Source organism: Mycobacterium sp., assembly GCF_002863225.1.
Taxonomy (GTDB): Bacteria; Actinomycetota; Actinomycetes; order Mycobacteriales; family Mycobacteriaceae; genus Mycobacterium.
The window spans coordinates 1-18,121 of sequence record NZ_PKEK01000088.1 but is presented as its reverse complement, the minus strand read 5'-3'; the positions used below and the strand labels follow the sequence as shown (position 1 = coordinate 18,121).

Annotated in this window: 17 protein-coding genes and 1 pseudogene; 14 read left to right on the top strand and 4 right to left on the bottom strand. The window is 66.1% G+C overall.

From position 1 onward, the window contains the following. A partial coding sequence (locus CYU59_RS24995) for a PLP-dependent cysteine synthase family protein (RefSeq protein ID WP_293003960.1) occupies nt 1-909 on the bottom strand: 909 nt, incomplete at its 3' end. A gap of 457 nt (nt 910-1,366) precedes the next feature. Here CYU59_RS24995 and CYU59_RS24990 point away from each other — a divergent pair. From CYU59_RS24990 to CYU59_RS24970, 5 genes and pseudogenes are all read left to right on the top strand, one after another. Continuing rightward, nucleotides 1,367-1,762, top strand: a pseudogene (locus CYU59_RS24990) (response regulator); the annotation flags it as partial. Between the two features lie 332 nt (nt 1,763-2,094). After that, the gene (locus tag CYU59_RS24985; protein WP_293003954.1) at nt 2,095-3,291 is read left to right on the top strand and encodes a HAMP domain-containing sensor histidine kinase; all 1,197 of its coding nucleotides are present in this window, start codon (nt 2,095-2,097) and stop codon (nt 3,289-3,291) included. 348 nt (nt 3,292-3,639) lie between these two features. Continuing rightward, nucleotides 3,640-4,737: a phosphate ABC transporter substrate-binding protein PstS gene (gene pstS / locus CYU59_RS24980; RefSeq protein ID WP_293003952.1), complete on the top strand. Its 1,098-nt coding sequence runs from the start codon at nt 3,640-3,642 to the stop codon at nt 4,735-4,737. Nucleotides 4,738-4,754: 17 nt separating this feature from the next. Then, a complete protein-coding gene (locus CYU59_RS24975) occupies nt 4,755-6,740 on the top strand; it encodes a serine/threonine-protein kinase PknD (protein ID WP_293003950.1) in 1,986 nt (661 codons plus the stop codon). A gap of 281 nt (nt 6,741-7,021) precedes the next feature. Further along, on the top strand, nt 7,022-7,366 hold the full coding sequence (locus tag CYU59_RS24970) for an NADH-quinone oxidoreductase subunit A (protein ID WP_293003958.1): 345 nt from the start codon (nt 7,022-7,024) through the stop codon (nt 7,364-7,366). Nucleotides 7,367-7,575: 209 nt separating this feature from the next. Here the strand turns inward: CYU59_RS24970 and CYU59_RS24965 are convergent, their stop codons facing one another. Further along, entirely contained in the window at nt 7,576-7,929 is a 354-nt protein-coding gene (locus CYU59_RS24965; protein ID WP_293003948.1) for a hypothetical protein, read from the bottom strand. Nucleotides 7,930-7,935: 6 nt separating this feature from the next. On the opposite strand from CYU59_RS24965, the gene CYU59_RS24960 reads away from it, so the two are divergent. The 7 genes from CYU59_RS24960 to CYU59_RS24930 are packed head-to-tail and all read left to right on the top strand — an operon-like array spanning nt 7,936 to nt 15,158. Continuing rightward, nucleotides 7,936-8,619 carry a hypothetical protein gene (locus CYU59_RS24960; protein WP_293003946.1) on the top strand — a complete coding sequence of 228 codons (684 nt, stop codon included), beginning with the start codon at nt 7,936-7,938 and terminating at the stop codon, nt 8,617-8,619. Then, nucleotides 8,612-9,547: a complex I subunit 1 family protein gene (locus CYU59_RS24955; protein WP_293003944.1), complete on the top strand. Its 936-nt coding sequence runs from the start codon at nt 8,612-8,614 to the stop codon at nt 9,545-9,547. The genes CYU59_RS24960 and CYU59_RS24955 overlap by 8 nt, the downstream gene beginning before the upstream one ends. Nucleotides 9,548-9,550: 3 nt before the next feature. Beyond that, nucleotides 9,551-10,114, top strand: coding sequence for an NADH-quinone oxidoreductase subunit J (locus tag CYU59_RS24950; RefSeq protein WP_293003942.1), 564 nt, complete (start codon nt 9,551-9,553; stop codon nt 10,112-10,114). Beyond that, on the top strand, nt 10,111-10,413 hold the full coding sequence (locus CYU59_RS24945; protein WP_293003940.1) for an NADH-quinone oxidoreductase subunit K: 303 nt from the start codon (nt 10,111-10,113) through the stop codon (nt 10,411-10,413). Before CYU59_RS24950 ends, CYU59_RS24945 begins: the two co-directional genes overlap by 4 nt. Further along, on the top strand, nt 10,410-12,257 hold the full coding sequence (locus CYU59_RS24940; RefSeq protein ID WP_293003938.1) for a proton-conducting transporter membrane subunit: 1,848 nt from the start codon (nt 10,410-10,412) through the stop codon (nt 12,255-12,257). The genes CYU59_RS24945 and CYU59_RS24940 overlap by 4 nt, the downstream gene beginning before the upstream one ends. 3 nt (nt 12,258-12,260) lie before the next feature. After that, complete coding sequence (locus tag CYU59_RS24935; RefSeq protein ID WP_293003936.1) at nt 12,261-13,751, top strand: NADH-quinone oxidoreductase subunit M; 1,491 nt, start codon at nt 12,261-12,263, stop codon at nt 13,749-13,751. 21 nt (nt 13,752-13,772) lie between these two features. Next, nucleotides 13,773-15,158 carry an NADH-quinone oxidoreductase subunit N gene (locus tag CYU59_RS24930; protein ID WP_293003956.1) on the top strand — a complete coding sequence of 462 codons (1,386 nt, stop codon included), beginning with the start codon at nt 13,773-13,775 and terminating at the stop codon, nt 15,156-15,158. A 322-nt stretch (nt 15,159-15,480) separates the two neighbouring features. Here the strand turns inward: CYU59_RS24930 and CYU59_RS24925 are convergent, their stop codons facing one another. Together CYU59_RS24925 and CYU59_RS24920 are read right to left on the bottom strand one after the other, a co-directional pair. After that, a complete protein-coding gene (locus CYU59_RS24925; RefSeq protein ID WP_293003934.1) occupies nt 15,481-16,062 on the bottom strand; it encodes a class I SAM-dependent methyltransferase in 582 nt (193 codons plus the stop codon). A 24-nt stretch (nt 16,063-16,086) separates the two neighbouring features. Further along, nucleotides 16,087-16,749 (bottom strand): YHS domain-containing protein, encoded by a 663-nt coding sequence (locus tag CYU59_RS24920; protein ID WP_293003932.1) that lies wholly within the window; start codon nt 16,747-16,749, stop codon nt 16,087-16,089. Nucleotides 16,750-16,835: 86 nt separating this feature from the next. Between CYU59_RS24920 and CYU59_RS24915 the strand changes: the two genes are divergently transcribed. Both CYU59_RS24915 and CYU59_RS24910 read left to right on the top strand, forming a co-directional pair. Continuing rightward, nucleotides 16,836-17,438, top strand: a complete 603-nt coding sequence (locus tag CYU59_RS24915; RefSeq protein ID WP_293003930.1) for a TetR/AcrR family transcriptional regulator — start codon at nt 16,836-16,838, stop codon at nt 17,436-17,438. 201 nt (nt 17,439-17,639) lie between these two features. Then, entirely contained in the window at nt 17,640-18,047 is a 408-nt protein-coding gene (locus CYU59_RS24910; protein WP_293003928.1) for a hypothetical protein, read from the top strand. Nucleotides 18,048-18,121: the final 74 nt, after the last annotated feature.

The window sequence follows — 18,121 nt, the reverse complement described above, 5'->3', positions numbered from 1 at the left end:
GCCGCGCGGGTGTGTTCGGACGGCCCAGCCTGCGACAAGTGCGACCGAGCCCACACTCCAGCCGCCGCTGACGTAGTGGGTCGAAGCTAGGGCACGACATGCCCATACCGCCTCTGCAGGGGCAACCCAGTGTGCTTCGTTGAAGCCTGGATAGTCCACGTTCCCGGGATAAATGCTTGACCCGAGGCCGCGCATCAGTCGGCTGGCGGCTGGTTGCCCGAAGATGGTGGAGCCGATGGTGTCCACGCCGATCAGCTTCAGGTCAGGGTTGTGTTCGCGCAGCACCCGCGAAATCCCTGCCGAATGTCCACCGGTTCCCACCGAGCACACCAGTACGTCGATATTCCCCAGTTGGGAAATCATCTCCATTGCCAGCGGTCGGTAGGCGTCCACGTTGTCGGGGTTGTTGTACTGGTCGGGATACCAGGCATGCGGATCTTCGGCCAACAGCTCGGCGACCCGGTCCTTGCGCGCCTGCTGCCACCCACCGACCGGATGAGGCTCGGCGACCAGATCGAGGTGGGCGCCGTAGGCAGTGAGCATGCGCTCGATGATCGGTTCCATGCCGGGATCGGTGACCACAGTGACAGGATGTCCGTAGACGGTCCCGGCCAGCGCCAAACCCAGGCCCATGGTGCCGCTGGTGGATTCAACGATTCGCGCACCGGGCAGCAGGTCTCCGCGCGCCCGGGCTTGTTCCACCATGTGCAGCGCGGGGCGGTCCTTCATCGCACCAGGATTGAGTCCCTCGAGCTTGGCCCAGAAGCCGCGGTCCGGGTCACTGAACGGCGCGGACACCCGCAACACCGGCGTGGTGCCGACGATCGTGTTCGCCCGTCCCTGCGTGCCCAACGCAACTGGCTGGGACGCTATAGGTCGGTTGTTCTCAGGAGATAGAGCAGGATTCATGTGGTCGTCGCTTCTGCGTGAAAGCCGCGGCGCCGCGCGGCAGCTGACAATGACGGCAGTCACCAACGGTGATGGCAGCAGAGCCACCGGTCTGACGATGACCGTTCAGCGACGAGTGATGCATAACCGGCACAAAATCTGTTTGGCGGTCAACGAAGCAGCGAGCCGACCGGGGGTGGCGAGATCACCGCGCATCATTGGTACCAACTTACCCCCCCAGAGTATTGCGCGAGTCATTCTCACCGGTGAGGAGAACCGGAGCCGCAGCAGGGCGGTGAGAGCTCGCACGGCAGAAGCAAGCTCAGTATGAATTTAGTCATAAAATCCGAGGACACCGACCGGTTCCCGGTAAAAGACGATCGCCGCGACACCAGCGCAGAACGTGCGAAGATTCCCTCGACATCGCTCAAGCGCTGGAAAACTGGTACAGCACGATCGCAGCAGGCATTATGGACGGATGGAAACAGTGCCGCAGACTTCGGTGACCGGCGCAGGCCATCGGGCATTGGTGGTCGACAACGAAGTTTCGCTAGCCGGAGTGGTCGCCAGTTATCTCGAGCATGAGCAGTTCGAAGTATGTATCGCTCACGACGGGTCCGATGCGCTCACTTTGGCCCGTGCGTTTCGCCCTGATGTCGTTGTCCTGGACCTGGGCTTGCCGGGGATGGACGGCATTGAAGCCTGCCGCCAGCTACGCACCTTCTCCGATGCCTATGTTGTGATGTTGACTGCCCGCGACAGCGAGGCGGACACACTGATCGGATTGTCGGTGGGCGCCGACGACTATGTGACCAAGCCCTTCAGGCCCCGCGAACTCGTCGCTCGCATCCTCGCGATGCTGCGCCGACCGCGCACAATGCAGCCAGGGAGCGGGGACGTCGGCGCTGAGGCCACGGCCGGCTAGCAGGCAGTCATTTCAGTTCGTCGCCTTCGTGCACTTCTTGCCAGGATGCAACGTGACTCTTGCGGAATGCCTAAACTGCGACTCAGAAGGGCAGTCGACCGAGTCGCCTCTCACAAAACACGACAACAGGTTTGACCCGCGTTAGACCTTGGTGAGGAATGATCACCTGGTCTGGACCGGCTCGGCAAGGTTCTCCGCTCACAGTTGAGCACGGCGACGAGCAATTGGGCCGCGATCGACCATCGCCGTGACCGGCGTCGAATACGGATGGGAATTTGCCAATGAGTGACAACACCACACCGGGTGCTACGCCGCGCCGGTTCTTGCGTCGGCCCGGCATCGGGCTGCGCCTACTGCTCGCCCAGGCATTGGTGCTCGCCGTCGGAGCGATGGCCACCTGGGCGATTGCCGCCGTCGTCGGTCCGCGGCTTTTCCAGGAACACATGCATCAGGCCGTGCCCGTCGGCTCCTTTTTAGAGATACACGCCGGCCACGCCTACAGATACGCCACCACCTACGCCGTCGGCGGCGCCCTCGCCATTTCCGCACTACTGGCGCTCGCGGTCAGTTGGTATGTAAGCCGTCGGCTGCAACGGTCGGTCACCGAGGTCGCCGCCGCTGCGACCGAGGTCGCCCGCGGCCGATACGACATCCGGGTTTCACCTATCCGCCTCGACGAGGATTTCGACACGCTCGTTGACTCGTTCAACCAGATGGCGGCCCGGCTACAGACCGTCGACGCTACCCGGCGCCAGTTGTTCGGCGACCTGGCCCACGAGATCCGCACCCCCGTCTCGGTGCTGGAGGCCTATGTGGACGCGCTCGAAGACGGGGTGCGGTCGCTGACCCCGCAGACCACCGCGATGCTGCGCGACCAGACCCGGCGGCTAGTGCGGTTCTCCGAGGACACTGCTGCACTTGCCCAAGCCGAAGAGAGTGCCTTCTCGATGGCCTTTGACTGGATCAACGTGCGCGAGCTGATCGATGCTGCCGTGACGGCCGCGCAAGAACGCTATCGGAGCAAACATGTCGAACTAGTCGCCACGTCACCTGCGAACCTGCCCTCGCTGTGGGGGGACCCGCAACGGCTATCTCAGGTCCTAGGGAACCTGCTTGACAACGCGCTGCGCCACACGCCGCCGGGAGGCCGCGTCGAAGTCCGCGCGGCTGTGAACGGCGCTGAGCTTACGCTTTCGGTCGTCGACAGCGGTGAGGGCATCCCCGCCGAACACCTACCCCATGTGTTCGAACGGTTCTATCGAGCCGATCTCGCCCGCGACAGGGGCTACGGTGGAGGCGGAATCGGACTAGCCATCGTCAAGGCTCTGGTCGAGGCCCACAACGGACGCGTCGCCACGGCCAGCGACGGCATCGGCAAAGGCGCCGCGTTCACCGTCACCTTGCCGCTGGCTGCATCGGGTTCCCAGCGCACCCCGAAAACCGTGGTGGCCGCGGGCGAAAGAGCCAGCTCTACTTAGCTCCGATCCACCGACGCGAATGCGCTGTTGGGGTGGCGGAACAAAAGAAAGCGCCCTCTGAGCTGGGATGATTGGTGTTCCTTACGCATCTATCGGTCCAGTTCAGAAAAGCACTGTCGGTGAAGGTGTCGCGTAGGTGCAGCAGACTGCGCCCTGCGGCAACGTGCCGAGCATCCGCCCTTCCTCGCATGTACCAACGAGCCCTCGCAATTCCCACCAGGGACGGGATCGGGTGCGGAAGGATCAGTTGCCCGCGTTCGTCCGCCCGTATGCTGACAAACACACCGACAACCCGGGTCCGGCTTGTGCACCGCGTGTGGACGCAGCTTTTCTTCTGAGAGGAGTTCTGTGCGACTCACCCGAACCGGCGTCTTGAGCCTGCTAGTGGCTTGCGCAGTGGTGCTGTCGGCGTGCGGTGGCAATACGAACAATTCTTCAGGATCGTCGGTGAAAGTGGACTGCGGCGGCAAGAAGGAGCTCGGCGGCGCCGGCGCGACCGCGCAGCAGAACGCGATACAACGGTTTGTTTACGTCTATTCCCATGTGTGCCCAGGTCACGCGTTGGACTACAACGCAAACGGCTCCGGCGCCGGCGTGGAGCAGTTCATCAAGAACGACACAGATTTGGCGGGTTCTGGTGTGCCGATGGACCCGTCGACGGGTGAGCCCAATAAGGCGTCTGCGCGATGTGGGTCCCCGGCGTGGGAGCTGCCGGCGGTGTTTCAACCAATCGCGATCACCTACCACGTCAGCGGCGTGAAGTCGCTGAATCTGGATGCGCCCGCGATGGCGAAGATCTTCAACGGCAGCATCACCAGCTGGGATGACCCGGTGATCAAGGCGCTCAATGCAGGTACCAACCTGCCTTCGACGCCTATTCACGTCATCTTCCGCAATGACCAATCCGGTAATTCAGCCAACTTCCAGCAATACCTCGATGCCGCATCCGCCGGTGTCTGGGGTAAAGGCCATGGCGAGACCTTCCAGGGGGGCGTCGGTGCCGGCGCCGACGGGGATGATGGCGTGACGGCGACCCTGCAAGCCACCGACGGATCGATCACCTACACCGCGTGGTCGTTTGCGTTGGGCAAACAGTTGAACATGGCCCGGATCGTCACGTCAGCGGGTCCCGAACCGGTGTCCATCACTGCCGAGTCGGCCGGCAAAACAATTGCCGGAGCCCGGATTACGGGCCAAGGCAATGACTTGGTGTTGGACACATCATCGTTTTACAACCCGACGCAGCCGGGTGCGTACCCGATCGTGGAGCCGACCTATGAAATCGTTTGCTCAAAGTATCCGGAGGCCGAGACGGGAACCGCGGTAAGGGCATTCATGCAGGCGATGATCGGTCCCGGCCAAGATGGCTTGGCCCAATATGGATCCATCCCGCCACCGGGCTGGCTGCAGTCGCGGCTAGCGGCAGCGGTGAACGCCATCTCGTGACGACATGAAGGAGTTCGATGCCAAGCAGTGAGCCGGGTTCGCGGGTGGGGTCACTTTTCGGGCCCTATCGGCTGCTGCGGCTGCTCGGTCGCGGCGGGATGGGCGAGGTGTACGAGGCCGAGGACACCCGCAAACACCGGGTGGTGGCGCTCAAGCTGATCTCGCCGCACGTCTCCGCCGACCCGGTGTTTCGCGAACGGATGCAACGCGAGGCCGACGCCGCGGGAAGGCTGACCGAGCCGCATGCCGTGCCGATCCACGATTACGGCGAGATCGGCGGGCAGCTCTATTTGGACATGCGCCTGATCGACGGCGTTTCCCTGCACAGCATGATGGCGGCCGAGGGTCCGCTGACGCCGGCACGGGCGGTGGCCATCGTGCGACAGGTCGCCGCCGTGCTCGACGCCGCGCACGCTAGCGGCGTGACGCACCGCGATGTCAAACCGGAAAACATCCTGATCACAGGCGACGACTTCGCCTACCTGGTGGATTTCGGTATCGCCCGCGCCGCAGCCGATTCCGCTTTGACCCACACCGGGACGGTGATCGGAAGCTACAACTACATGGCTCCGGAGCGCTTCACCGGCGGCGAGATCACCTATCGCGCCGATGTCTACTCGCTGGCGTGTGTGTTGGCCGAGTGTCTGATCGGGTCACCTCCGTATCGGGCCGACAGCATCGAACGGGCGGTCGGCGCCCATTTGACAGAGCCTGCCCCGAGGCCCAGCCAGCTGCGCCCCGGAAAGGTTCCGGTGGCTCTCGATGCGGTGATCGCCAGAGGCATGGCGAAAATCCCCGCAGAGCGGTATCGCAGCGCCGGTGAACTGGCCACCGCCGCCCACGAAGCACTCACCACAGCCGAGCAGGGCCAAGCGGCTGCGATCGTGCAGCGCGGTGAGAAAGCGACGCTGCCGACCAATGTCACAGATACCGGGCTGGCCAGCGCCGACGCCCTCACGCAGGCCAGGGCGTGGTCCCGAATGTCAAGCTCGTCCACTATCCAGCCGGGGCAGACACCGCCTGTCGCCGGCACTGGTAGCTGGCGACACCGACCCAACAGCCCACCAACCGCCAGTGCTGCGGGCTCACCGGATTTTAGTCAATCCCCCGGCGCCAACGCGAAGCCCGACCGCAAACGCAAGCGGATTCTCGCCGGCGCTGCCGCACTGCTGGTCGTTGTTGCCGTCGGTGTCGCGGGGTATTTGGTAACGCGGGGACCCGGCCCATCGAGGTCGGCGTCCGGGCAAACCGAGCTGCTGTTCCCTGGGCTCGACTTCCCCTTCTCCCCAGGCGGGGTAGCGCTGGATAACGTTGGCAGCGTGTACGTCACCAGTCAGGGAATGTATGGGCGGGTGGTGAAATTAGCGTCGGGGTCGCAAGCCCCGGCCGTGCTGCCGTTCACCGGCCTTTACCAGCCGCAGGGACTGGCGGTCGACGCCAACGGCACCGTGTACGTCGCCGACTTCAACAACAGGGTGGTGAAGTTGGCGGCCGGATTGCAAACCCCGTCAGAGCTGCCCATTACCGGCCTCAATTTCCCGCAGGGGGTCGCGGTGGATGCTGCCGGCAACGTCTACGTGGCCGATCGGGGCAACAACAGAGTGGTCAAGCTGGACATGAAGTCGAACACACAGACTGATCTGCCGTTCACCGGCCTCAATCATCCAGACGGTGTGGCGGTGGACGGCGCCGGCACCGTCTATGTGACCGACTCCGACAACGACAAGGTGCTGAAGGTGGATCCCGGGTCAAGCACCCCGACCGTGCTGCCCATCACGGGCCTCACTGTGCCTTCGGGTATCGCGGTGGACACCGCCGGCGCTGTCTACGTCACAGACCACGAGGGCGATAAGGTGGTGAAGCTGGATCCCGGGTCGAGCGCCCCAACGGTGCTGCCGTTCACCGGCGACCACCCGGTGGCCGTTGCGGTGGGGACCGAAACGAAGAAAGTACTCGTCGCCGACAACGGCACCGGCAAGGTGGTGGAGCTTGCAGCGAGCTAAGCGCGATGCTCGCAAGCGCGAATCGGTAAGGACCGACTTTGACAAGCGGATCAGGCCACGCTAGATCGGTGGCGTCGGGCTGGTCGATGACCACGACCGCATAAGCCTAATCGGTACCCCGGCAGGGTATGGTGCGACAAACCGAGTTGTACGGATCAATATGGCGTGCCAGCTGGCGCCGAAGGCCCACGGTCGGCGGTATGGCCGCGAACCTGACGCGCGGACACGGCAGGCGTCGGGATTGTCTTGGCTTTGAACAACTGAACAGAATAGGAGCCGCGATGTATGCGGGCGTGGCGTGGATGCTGATGGGTTCCGTTGCTGCGGTCGTGGCCCTCTATGGGCTGCACCGGATCACTGCCGCGAGCCCGAGAGCGCTGACCGCGCTGCCGTTTCAGTCCGGGTGGGCACCGGCGGAACACGCATTGTCGCGTTATCACGTGCGGTGGTATCTGGCGACGCTCGTCTTCCTGGCCTTCGATGTCGAGATGTTGTTCATGTACCCATGGGCGGTGGTCGTCGCGAAAATGGGTGCGACCGCGATCACCGAAATGTTCCTGTTTTTGGCGGCGCTGCTCGTGGCCGTGACGTGGGCATGGCGCGAAGGCGCACTGCGATGGGTCTGACACAGCGATTGGCCCGATATGCAACTCGGCGGGCGCATGTCCTCATCGTGGAGACCCCCGGATACTGGGCGGTACGCGCGGAGACTGAGCGCCGGCTTGGTGCCCGCGGGTGGTGTGCGGCTACATCACCGGCCGACGCCGACGTATTGGCGGTCTGCGGTCTGCCCGGACCCGATTTGAGCGAGGCGATCGGCCGGGTCTGGGATCAGCTACCGGGGCCCCGGGTCCGCATCGACCTGCCCGATTCGGAAATGGTGGAGCCGGCCCTGGATCGGGCCGCCGCGCAGTTGCTCGATATTGACATGCACCGCAACGACGCTCGGGAACGCGCCCAATCGCCGGGCTTGAGCGCTGATCACGACAGCAACGATCATGGTGGCCACGACCAGATGAACCACGCTGGCATGGACCACAGCGAGCACGGGCATGTCGACCACGGCGGCATCGACCACGGTGTAAGCCAGCACGACGAACACAGCCACCACCAACACATAAATCAAGGCGCCATGGAGCACGGCCACCACGGGCACGCGGGTCACGGCGACCACCAGCACATGGACCACGGCGACATGGATATGGCACCGGCGGGAATCGCACTGGCCGAAGGCGGCGACGACCGCGACGGTTTGGATATGGACGTGCTGCATGTGCGCCTGGGCCCGGTGCTCCGCTACTGGCCCGCGGGGCTGGTGGTTCGGTGCTCGCTGCAGGGCGACGTGCTCACGGAAGCCGAGGCGTGGGTCGTTGACACTGCCTCCGGCAACCGCAATCCGGCCCCCGAATCGCGGGATGACGCCGCGGCGCGGCAGTGCGATCACGTGGTCGATCTGTTGGCGCTGGCTGGATTGCCGCGCGCGGCAGCAATCGCGCGCACGGCGCGAGACGCGCTGCTGGCAGAACCAACGGTCGCACACGGTCGGTCCCTGCTCGACAGCTTGCACGACAGGCTTCGCGGGTCGCGCCTGCTGCGCTGGTCGTTACGCGACATCGCATCGTTGACCGCCGAGGACTGCGAGCGCCTCGAGTTGCCGGCCGCCCTGGCCGGCGATTGTTACGACCGGCTGCTCACGCGGGTCGACCTGGCCCGGCAAGGGTTGTTCAATCCTTTGGCGCTCAACGAGTTCCATGCGTCTTCGACCAGGGCCGTCGACGTGCTGCCGCATCTGGTGAGTGCCCTCGACCTCGCGACGGCGCGGCTGGCGATCGCCAGCCTTGGTATCGACACAGCACCCACAGACGGTCGCCATGGCTGACGTCTCGATCACGACGGTGCCCGGGGTATGGGCGCTGGCCGGGGCGGCAATCGTGATGGGCCTCGGCCTTTATGCGGCGACCCTCGACGGTGTGCTCACCGCCCGCGGCACCGGTATGCGTGCGGGTGGTGCGGGCACCGCGGTGGTCGAGGTCGCTCGGCTGATGCGGCAGCGTCGCCGCACCATCGTGGCCGCCGACACGTTGCTGTGGCGGATCGGTGGTGGCGGACTGATCGTCGTCGCGTGCCTGATGGTGACGGTGGTGCCGCTGGGGCGCTGGACACTGTTTGATTTCGATGTCGGCGTGGTGTGGTTCAACGCGATGGATGTGATGGTGTGGGCGTTGGTGTGGCTTGCCGGTTGGGGTCCCAACTCCGCGCATTCCCTTGTTGGGGGTTATCGCTTCCTCGCCCATGGTCTCGGCTATGAGCTGCCGCTGATGTTCGCGCTCGTCGCGCCGGCCATCGCCGCCCAGAGTCTTCGGGTGGCCGATCTGGTCTCCGCCCAGCGTGGGTTGTGGTTCGCGGTGTGGATGCCGGTCGCTTTCGCCGTGTATTGCCTTGGCGTAATCGCGTTTTCGGTGTGGGGTCCGTTCAGCCCGGCGCTGGGCGACGATATCGCCGGCGGTGTCACTGCCGAGCTGTCCGGCGTGGATCGCCTTGTTTTTCAGGCCGGCCGCTACGCCCTGCTGGCCGCGGGTGCCGCGTTCGCTGTGCCGATGTTCCTCGGCGGCGGCGCCGGGCCGCTGGTACCGGGCTGCCTGTGGGTCCTGATCAAGACCATCGCGCTGCTGTCGGTGTTCGTGTGGCTGCGTGGGCGCCTTCCAGCTTTGCGGCCCGACAAATTCATGGAGGTCGGCTGGCTGGTGCTGTTGCCGCTCACCCTCGGCCAAGATCTCGTCGTGGCCGTTATCGCAGTGAGGAACTGACGCATGATCGTTGACATCATCTACTGGGTCGCCGCCGTGATCGCGGTGGTGGCCGGGGCTGCGGTCTTCATCGTCAATTCGATGGCGCGGGCCACCTATGCGCTGGCCGTCTCGTTCATCGCCGTCGGCGTCGTAGTGCTTTTGTTGCAGCAGAACTACATCGGCATGGTGACCATCTTGATGATGGTGATGGAGATGGCGGTGATGGCGGTCTACATGGTCATGTTCATGGGCATGAATCCGGCGCTGATGCCGATGAGCATGGTGCACGACAACCGACGGGCGCTGGCCGCGGCGGTGGGATCCTTCGTCGTGCTGGCGACCGGAATAATGCTGGCCGACTGGCCGTCACGACGCGGCGCACCCCCGCCGGACGTCACTGTCGCGCTCGGCGAGGAATTGATGGGCCCCAAGATGCTGGCCATGGCGGTGATCAGCCCGGTGATGGTGGCCACCATCGTCGCCGGGATCGTCCTGGCAGCCCACCGGGGCCGCTATGACCGATTCGGCGACGACCTCAAGCACAGACCCGCCCACGATCCGCAGCCGGGGGGAGTTGGGCGATGACACTGCAGACCGTGCTGCTGGTGGCGGCCGCTATATTCAGTGTCGGACTCTACGGCGCGCTGTCGCAGCAGGTCGTGGTCATGGTGATGATGGGCCTTGAGTTGATGATCAACGCGATCATCCTGGCCGCGGGCGGGTTTTGGTGGTTCCTCGCGCCCGCATCGGCCGGTCAGGTGCTGCTGCTGGTGATCATCGCCGCCATGACGGTGGAGATGGCGATGGGCTTCGCGGTGGCCACATTGCTGCATCGCGAACGCCAGGCCGACATGACCGACATGGCCGCCGACCTTTCCCGATGAACGCGGTGATTACGCCGGAACAGCTGGTGCTGTGGCTGCTGATCCTCGTTCCCGCCGTGGGCGGGGCGGCGTTGCTGCTTGCCCGCCGCGCGGAGCGATACGCCGCCGCGATATCGGTGGCGACGTCGGCGGCCGCAGTGGCGCTGGCGATCATGGCGGCGGTGACTCGTCCTACCGTCAGCGTGTCGTTCCTCGCCGGTGCGCAATTCGCGCTGACCGTGGACACCCTGGCGGCGGTGGTGGTTCCCGCCGTCGCCGTGGTGACGTTTCTGGTGCTGGTGTTCGCCGTCGGGGACATTCGCGAGGCGTCGAGCCGATTCCACGGTTTGATGCTGTTGTTCGCCTCCGCCGCGGTGCTGACCGCGACCGCCGGGACACTGCCGGCGTTGCTGCTGGCGTGGGAGGTGATGGGGGCGGCGTCGTATGCGTTGATCGGGTTCTGGTGGCGCGACGAGTTTCGGGTGTCGGCCGGGCTCACCGCGTTTGTCACTACCCGTACCGCCGATCTCGGTCTCTACATCGCCGCCGGGGCCGCGCTTGCCGGCGGCGCGGGTCTGGCGTTGGCGGATCTGCCCCACGCAAGCACCGTGTGGCGCAACGTCATTGCGGCCGGGGTGGTCGTCGCCGCGCTCGGTAAGGCCGCACAGCTGCCGTTCTCGTTCTGGCTCTCCCAGGCGATGGCGGGCCCCAGTCCGGTCAGCGCGTTGCTGCACTCGGCGGCGATGGTGGCCATGGGCGCGTACCTGCTACTGCGGGTTGAGCCGTTGCTGGCGGCCACCGGGTGGGCTGCTGAGGTGGCGGCGTGGGCCGGTGCGGCGACCGCGGTGCTGCTGGGTGCTGTCGCGGTGGCCCAGCGCGACCTCAAACAACTGCTCGCCGCCTCGACGGCGGCGCAGCTCGGGTTCGTGGTGATGGCAGCCGGGGTGGGCGCGGTCAGCGGCGGCGCCGCGCAGCTGGTCGCCCACGCATTCACCAAGGCCGGGCTGTTTTTGGCCGCCGGAGCGTGGCTTTCGCTGCTGGGCACCAAACAGCTCGACGAGCTGCACGGTGTGGCTCGGCGATGGCCGCTGGTCGGCTGGTCGGCCACCGTCTGCGCCGTCGCCCTGGCGGGAATCCCGCCGCTGTCGCTGTGGGCGACAAAGGATGCGGTGCTGGCGGTCGCGCTTGAGCACTCCCCCGCCCTGTATGCGGCCGGATTGGTCGCCGCCGCGCTCTCGGCAGCCTACGCGGCGAAGATCCTCGTTGCGCTGTGGCGCGCCCCGTCGCCGGCCGGGGAACCGGAACCACGGAAATCTCACGCGCTCACTGCTTTTGACAAGCTGCCCGTGGTGGTTCTGGCCGTCGGCGCTGCGGTGGCCGGTGTGCTGGCGTTGCCGCCGATTTCCTCGGCGTTGAGCCGTGCTCTGGATAACGGCCTCACAACGCATGCGACGGTGCCCGAACTGGCAGCCTCGGCGCTGTTGGCACTTCTTGTCGTCGCGGCGGTGGTGCGCTGGGGGGTGCCCGAGCCGCGGTGGGCCGCCGGATGGCTGGGCTTAGAACAGGCCGCTCACGCGGTGGTGGTTCGCCCGACGCTGCGTCTGGCTGACCTGCTGGCCCGGTTCGACGATGAGGTTCTCGACCGAGCTGTGCACCGGATCGCGGGCGGCTCGCTGCGCGCCGCCCGGCGGGCGGCCAGCATCGACGACCGCGGTGTCGACGCGGCGGTGGAGGCGGTGGCGGCGCGGATGCGTCGGCTTGGTGAGCTGGCGCGCAAACCGCAGACCGGTCAGCTGCACCAGTATTACCTCGCGGCTGTGGTCGTGCTGATGTTCGGTGTCCTGCTTGTTGTGGCGGTGAGGTGAATTGTGCTGAGTCTGGTCATCTTTCTGCCGCTGGCCGCCGCGCTGGTTGTGCTGGCCTTGCCGGGCAGCCGCGATGCCGCGGCCCGATGGCTGTGGGTTCTCGTCACCGCCGCGGATGTGGCGCTAACAGTCCTGGTGTGGGCACGCTATGACACGCCGCGCCGCAACGGTCTGGCGTTCGAGGAACGGGCCCGGTGGATCCCGGGCGTCAACAGCAGCTATCACCTCGGTGTCGACGGATTGTCGCTGCCGCTGGTGGTGATGACCGCGGTCATTTTCCTGGCGTGCGCGATCTATGCGCTGCGCAGCCGCGACCGGCCCCGGCCACAGGCCGCGCTGTTCTTGTTTCTGCAAACCGTGAGTCTGGGTCTGTTCGTCGCCGCGGACTTGATCCTGTTTTTCGTGTTCTTCGACCTGTCCATCGTGGCGATGTACTTCGTGATCGCCGGATGGGGCCACGGCGACGCGGGCCGCTCCGCATTGAAGTTCTTCCTCTACACATTCCTGGGTTCGCTGGCACTGCTGGTCGGCTTCATCGGCCTCTACGTCGCCGCCGATCCCCACACGTTCGACATGGTCGAAATCGCGGCTACCACACCGCTGGCCGGCAGCCCGTTGGCCGGTGGCCTGGTCCTGGCGGCGATCCTGCTCGGTCTGGCGATCAAGACGCCCACGGTTCCGTTCCACACCTGGCTGCCGCCGGCGCACACCGATGCGCCGGCCATCGGCTCGGCGGTGTTGGCCGGGGTGCTGCTGAAGATGGGCACCTACGGGTTTGTCCGGATCGCGATGCCGATGCTGCCGCAGGCCTGGCGCGCCTGGGCATGGGTGATCATCGCCGTCGGCATCGTGTCGGTGCTCTACGGGGCCCTGGTCGCATTGGCACAGAACGACATCAAGCGCATGGTGGCCTACACCTCGGTGAACCACATGGGCTACATCGTGTTGGCGGTCGGCGCCGCAGGCCTCGTCGCGGCGAACACCGCCGATGCCCGCGCGGTCGCCATCACCGGTGCCGTCACGCAGATGGTCAGCCACGGTCTGATCACCGGCGCGTTGTTCTTGCTGGCCGGAGTGTTCTACGACCGCACCGGCAGCTACGACATGGACGCCTACGGCGGTCTGGCCGCGCCCGCACCGAAACTGGCCGCCGCGTTCGCGGTCGGCGCGTTCGCCTCCTTGGGGTTGCCGGCATTTTCTGGGTTCATCGCCGAATTCCAGGTTTTCGCCGGCAGCATCGCCACGGCCCCGATCACCGCGATCGCGCTACCGGGCATCCTGATCACCGCCGCGGTGTTTCTGCGTGCACTACAGCGGGTCTTCACCGGCGACACGCGAGGCCACTCGCCGGGCTTCACCGACCTTCATCCATCCGAACTCCTTTCTGCCGGACTCCTTCTGGCGTTGTCGGTCGCAATCGGGGTGTTCCCGCGACCGCTGCTGGATCTGATCGAGCCGGCCGCGCACGCGCTCATCGGCCTGGTCGGGAGATAGCGAGTGACCTCCGAGATCTGGATGCGGCCGCTGCTGATGCTGCCCGAGATGCTGATATTCGCCGGCGGCCTGGTGGTCTTGATCGGTGGATCGTTTCTGCCCCGGCACAAACAATGGTGGGCCCGCGTCGTAGCCGCCGTGGCGCTCTGCGCTGCCATTGCCGTCGCCGTGGTGGGGATGGCCGCGCCGGACCAGACCGCGTTCGAGGGCACCTTCGCCGTCGACACCGCCACCGGGCTGGCGCGGATCGCGGCCGCGGTCGGGGTGCTGATGGTTCTCGCGGTGGCCGGCGACGAAATCAGCGGCGCCGCCCGAGAAAGCGAAACGTATGCGCTGCTGCTGTTTTCCACCACCGGCATCCTGGTGCTGGCCGGTGCCGACGATCTGCTCGTGCTGATAACTGGATACCTGCTCGCTAGCATCCCGCTCTACGGGCTGATCGGGCTGCTGCGCTCGGCGGCGGCGGCCGAAGCGGCGATGAAAACCTACCTGATCGGCGCGTTGTTCGGCATCACGCTGATGCTGGGGGTCACCGTCCTGTACGGGGTCACCGGAGTCACCCGCTACGACCAACTCGCCGCCCGGCTCGCCGACGCACCGGCCGTAGCGGTGGCGGCCGGCCTGGTGGCCGTGATCGCGGGGCTGATGTTCGAAGCCGGCGGCGTGCCCGCACACTTCTGGGTTCCCGACGCGGCCCAAGGCGCCAACGGAACCGCGGCCATATTCTTGACCACGGTGCCCAAGATCGGCGCGCTGATCGCGCTGTATCGCGTGGCCACCGTGCTGCCCGACACCGTGGCCTGGCCGCTGCTGATCGCCGTATTCGCCGTCACCAGTATGACATTGGGCAACCTGGCCGCCTATTGGCAACCCGATCCCCGACGACTCTTGGGTTGGTCAACCGTCAGCCAGGTCGGTTATCTGCTCGTCCCGGTCACCGTCGCTCACCGCAGCGGTCTTGCGTTCCCGTCGTTGCTGTTCTACCTGGCCGCCTACACCCTCACCAACAGCGCCGCCTTCGCGGTCAGCACCGCGCTCCCGCACTGCCGTGACCTCGATTCCTACCGGGGGCTGGCTCACGCCCGGCCCTGGCTGGCCGGCGCGCTTGTGGTTGCGCTGCTCGGCTTGGTCGGCACCCCGCCGACCGCGGTGTTCGTCGGAAAACTGACCACCGCGACCGCCGCCTGGGAGGGCGGCCAAGCGTGGCTGGCCGTGGTGGTAATGATCAACAGCGTGATCAGCCTGTTCTACTATCTGCGCTGGATCATCCCGGTGTTCGGACGGCCCGAACACGAGACCCACCCCACGTCGCAGAGATGGTCTACCCGCACCGCAATACTTGCGGCCGGCTTCAGCCTTGCGCTCGGCGTCGTAGCCGGTCCGGTGTGGGAGCTGCTCGCGGCGTAACGCTGAAATGGCCGTGAGATAGCGAAACCCGTTGTACTGAGGCGCCCTTGAACCGTCCGGCCATCCTAGCGCTGGCAGGAGGGGACGCCTCAGGATCAACCCGAGCAGCCCGTGCTCGGATCGTTTGCAAATGGCACCATCGCAGCGGAGGGGCCGTTGGGCCTGGCCTGCGGTCTAGACGCCTCGCCGGCGGATATTTTGCAGCGCGACTGCAGCCCCGCCTACCCGTCGCTGGCCTTACGCTGGTCCCCATCGCGCTCTACGCCGTGCACGCCCTGACCTGACGCGCCCCCGGGCATCCTGGGGCACTCCAGTCCGGCCATCACGATGGCTTCGCCTGCTTAGTCGCGGTGAACCGGACCAGGAGCGGATTTTCCCGCACCCGAGAATTGCGGATGGGCAGCTGATACAGGACTGGTGCGAGCTCCCCGCGCCGGATGAGCCGGTGCGGGGCGCCTTCGAGCCGATGCAGCAGGCGGGTCGGCCGCGACGACAGCAGATCGTAGCCGATCAGGGTTCCGCCCGGGGTGAGTATGCGCGTTGCCTCGGCGAGGACCTGTTCCCAGCTGACGGTGTGATGCAGCATGATGAACGTCAGCACGGTGTCGAATGTGTTGTCGCCGAACGGGAGTGCGTTCGCGTCGGCCTGACGGGCGGTGGCGCGGGCGCCGAATGGTGCGAGCCGTTGTGTCGCGGCGGCGACCATGGCGTCGTCGTAGTCGGTGACAGTGATCCGGGTTTCTGGATGGGTCGTCAATACTGCGGCGGCCATGGCGCCGCTGCCGGCGCCGATCTCCAGCACTTCTCCAACTGGTTCAAGCCCTTGCAGCGCCCAAGGCAGCACTCGGCGGGTCACCGCGCGCCAGGGCCCGCTGCGACAGAACGCGGATTCAATTCTGGACATGCTGGGCATAACCGTTGACTCCCTTCATTTCTCGGCGGTGTAGCGGTCGGGGCGGACCGCGAATTTCGAGCTGCAGACGTGGCTGCAGAACCAGTAGACGCGGCCTTGATAGCGCAACGCGCCGCTCGCGTCGACGTGGGCAACCTGCATCCGGCAGACCGGGTCGGTCACCGTACCGGCGACCTTGCCACCGACGTCGATGTCGTAAAGCTGCACCGGCGAAACGACATTGCGCAGGTGCACGGGACCCAGCGCGGTTACCGCCACGCCACCGCGGCGTGCGGTCTCCGCGACGTCACCGGTCGCGAGCAACTGGCCACCGCGACCATAGGCCGCCAGGCGGGCAGCGATGTTGACCGTGGCTCCGAACCAATCCTGACCACGTGCCACCGCGGGACCGTGATGCAGACCGGCGCGTGCAGCGGGAAAACCCGCGCCGCTGATGCACTGCGCAAAGATTCGTCGGGTGCCGGCGATCGCAGTCGTCATCGAGGCGAACCGCAGCATGACGGCGTCACCGATGGTCTTGACCAGCTGATCGTCGGCGGTCAACGACTCGACGACGATCGTCTCGAACCGGTCCACAACCGCGACCGCCTCCCGGTCACCGTGGGCGTCGGTCAATGCGGTGAACCCGGCCAGGTCGACAAACCCGAACGTCCACGCCGATTCGGCGGCCGCGGGCATTCCCTGCTCATGCGGGCCAGCAGATGGCCGTGTGACACAACCGATGCTCGAGTATGAGACTGACATGTCTCAACTATGATGTGCGCATGGGTCAGAGTCAAGAGACGCCGATCGTCGGGTCCGACATCGATCCGCGCCTTATCGACGCGACGGCCGCCGCCATCGCCCGGTGGGGCCTGACCGAGACAACGCGAGAGCGTATCGCCGCCGAGGCCGGGATATCGCGGGCTACGATCTACCGTCGCGATGTCACCCGCGATCAGCTCGTCGCCGCGCTGACCGCGCGCGCCGCTCAGACATTCCGCACCGCGATCTGGCCCGCGCTCACCGGCCGCGGGACTGCCGCAGAACGGCTGCGCGCCGCCCTAGAGGCGATGTGCGCGGCCGCCGACCAACACCTACCGCTGCTCGCCGGCATGTTCCTCGCCCACGGCGAAGCCTTCCACCGGTCCGGTCCCAACGCTCTCACCGTCGACGTCTTCGCAGAACCGCTCGAACGCCTGCTTTTGGACGGCGCCGCGGACGGAACGCTGCGCCAGTTGCCCGAGACAGTCACCGCCACCGTGTTGTTCAACATGGTGGGCTGGGGCTACATCCATCTGCGCGCCAGTCATCACTGGGACCCAGAAACCGCCCGCCGCAGCGTCCTCGACATCGCGCTACACGGACTGGCCCCCGCGGGAAACTGACCGCCTGCGACCACCATCGGACCCATCTCTTGCCGGAACAACACCCCAGGGGTACCCTTTGGGGGTATGGGGTACATGCGGCAACGAGCTGGCGCTCGGCACGTGCTGCCTCAGCGCCTGTCAGCGACTGGCCGCAGGGTTGCGCTGTCGGCGCCCAGCGCTTTCTCCTCAGGGTCGGTGGGATTGAAAGCCGCACGCCGAATGCGAAGCTTGCGACCTGCCGGTGCCGTCGCCGCCATTGCCACCGCAGTCGTGATGTGGGTCCTCGTCATCGGCGGGCACTTCGAACTGCGATCCGAAGCTTCTGCGCCTCACCCAGCGCACGCCATGATTACGGCACTGGGCAGCGAATACACCATCAACGTCGACCACCCACACCTTGTTGACGGCGACGCCCTGGGCGCACATCCTGAGGAGCTCGCGGCCGCGGTGTTGCCGGACTCGTCGTCCACCGCCTTGGCCGCGCTGGGTCTGGTGGTGGCAGTGGTCGCTGTCGCGGCTTTGCTGGCCCACCGTGTGGTGCCGGCCGGACGTGGCCCGCCGCGCGGGCTCGCCTCCGCTCTTACCGGTCACGATCTCTTGACGCGGTTCTCTGTTTCTCGTCGCTGATCGGTCAGCGCCAGGTCGTTGTGCTATGCCACGACGGCCGGTGGCCGCTGTCCGTGTCAACGGCCGCATCTGGC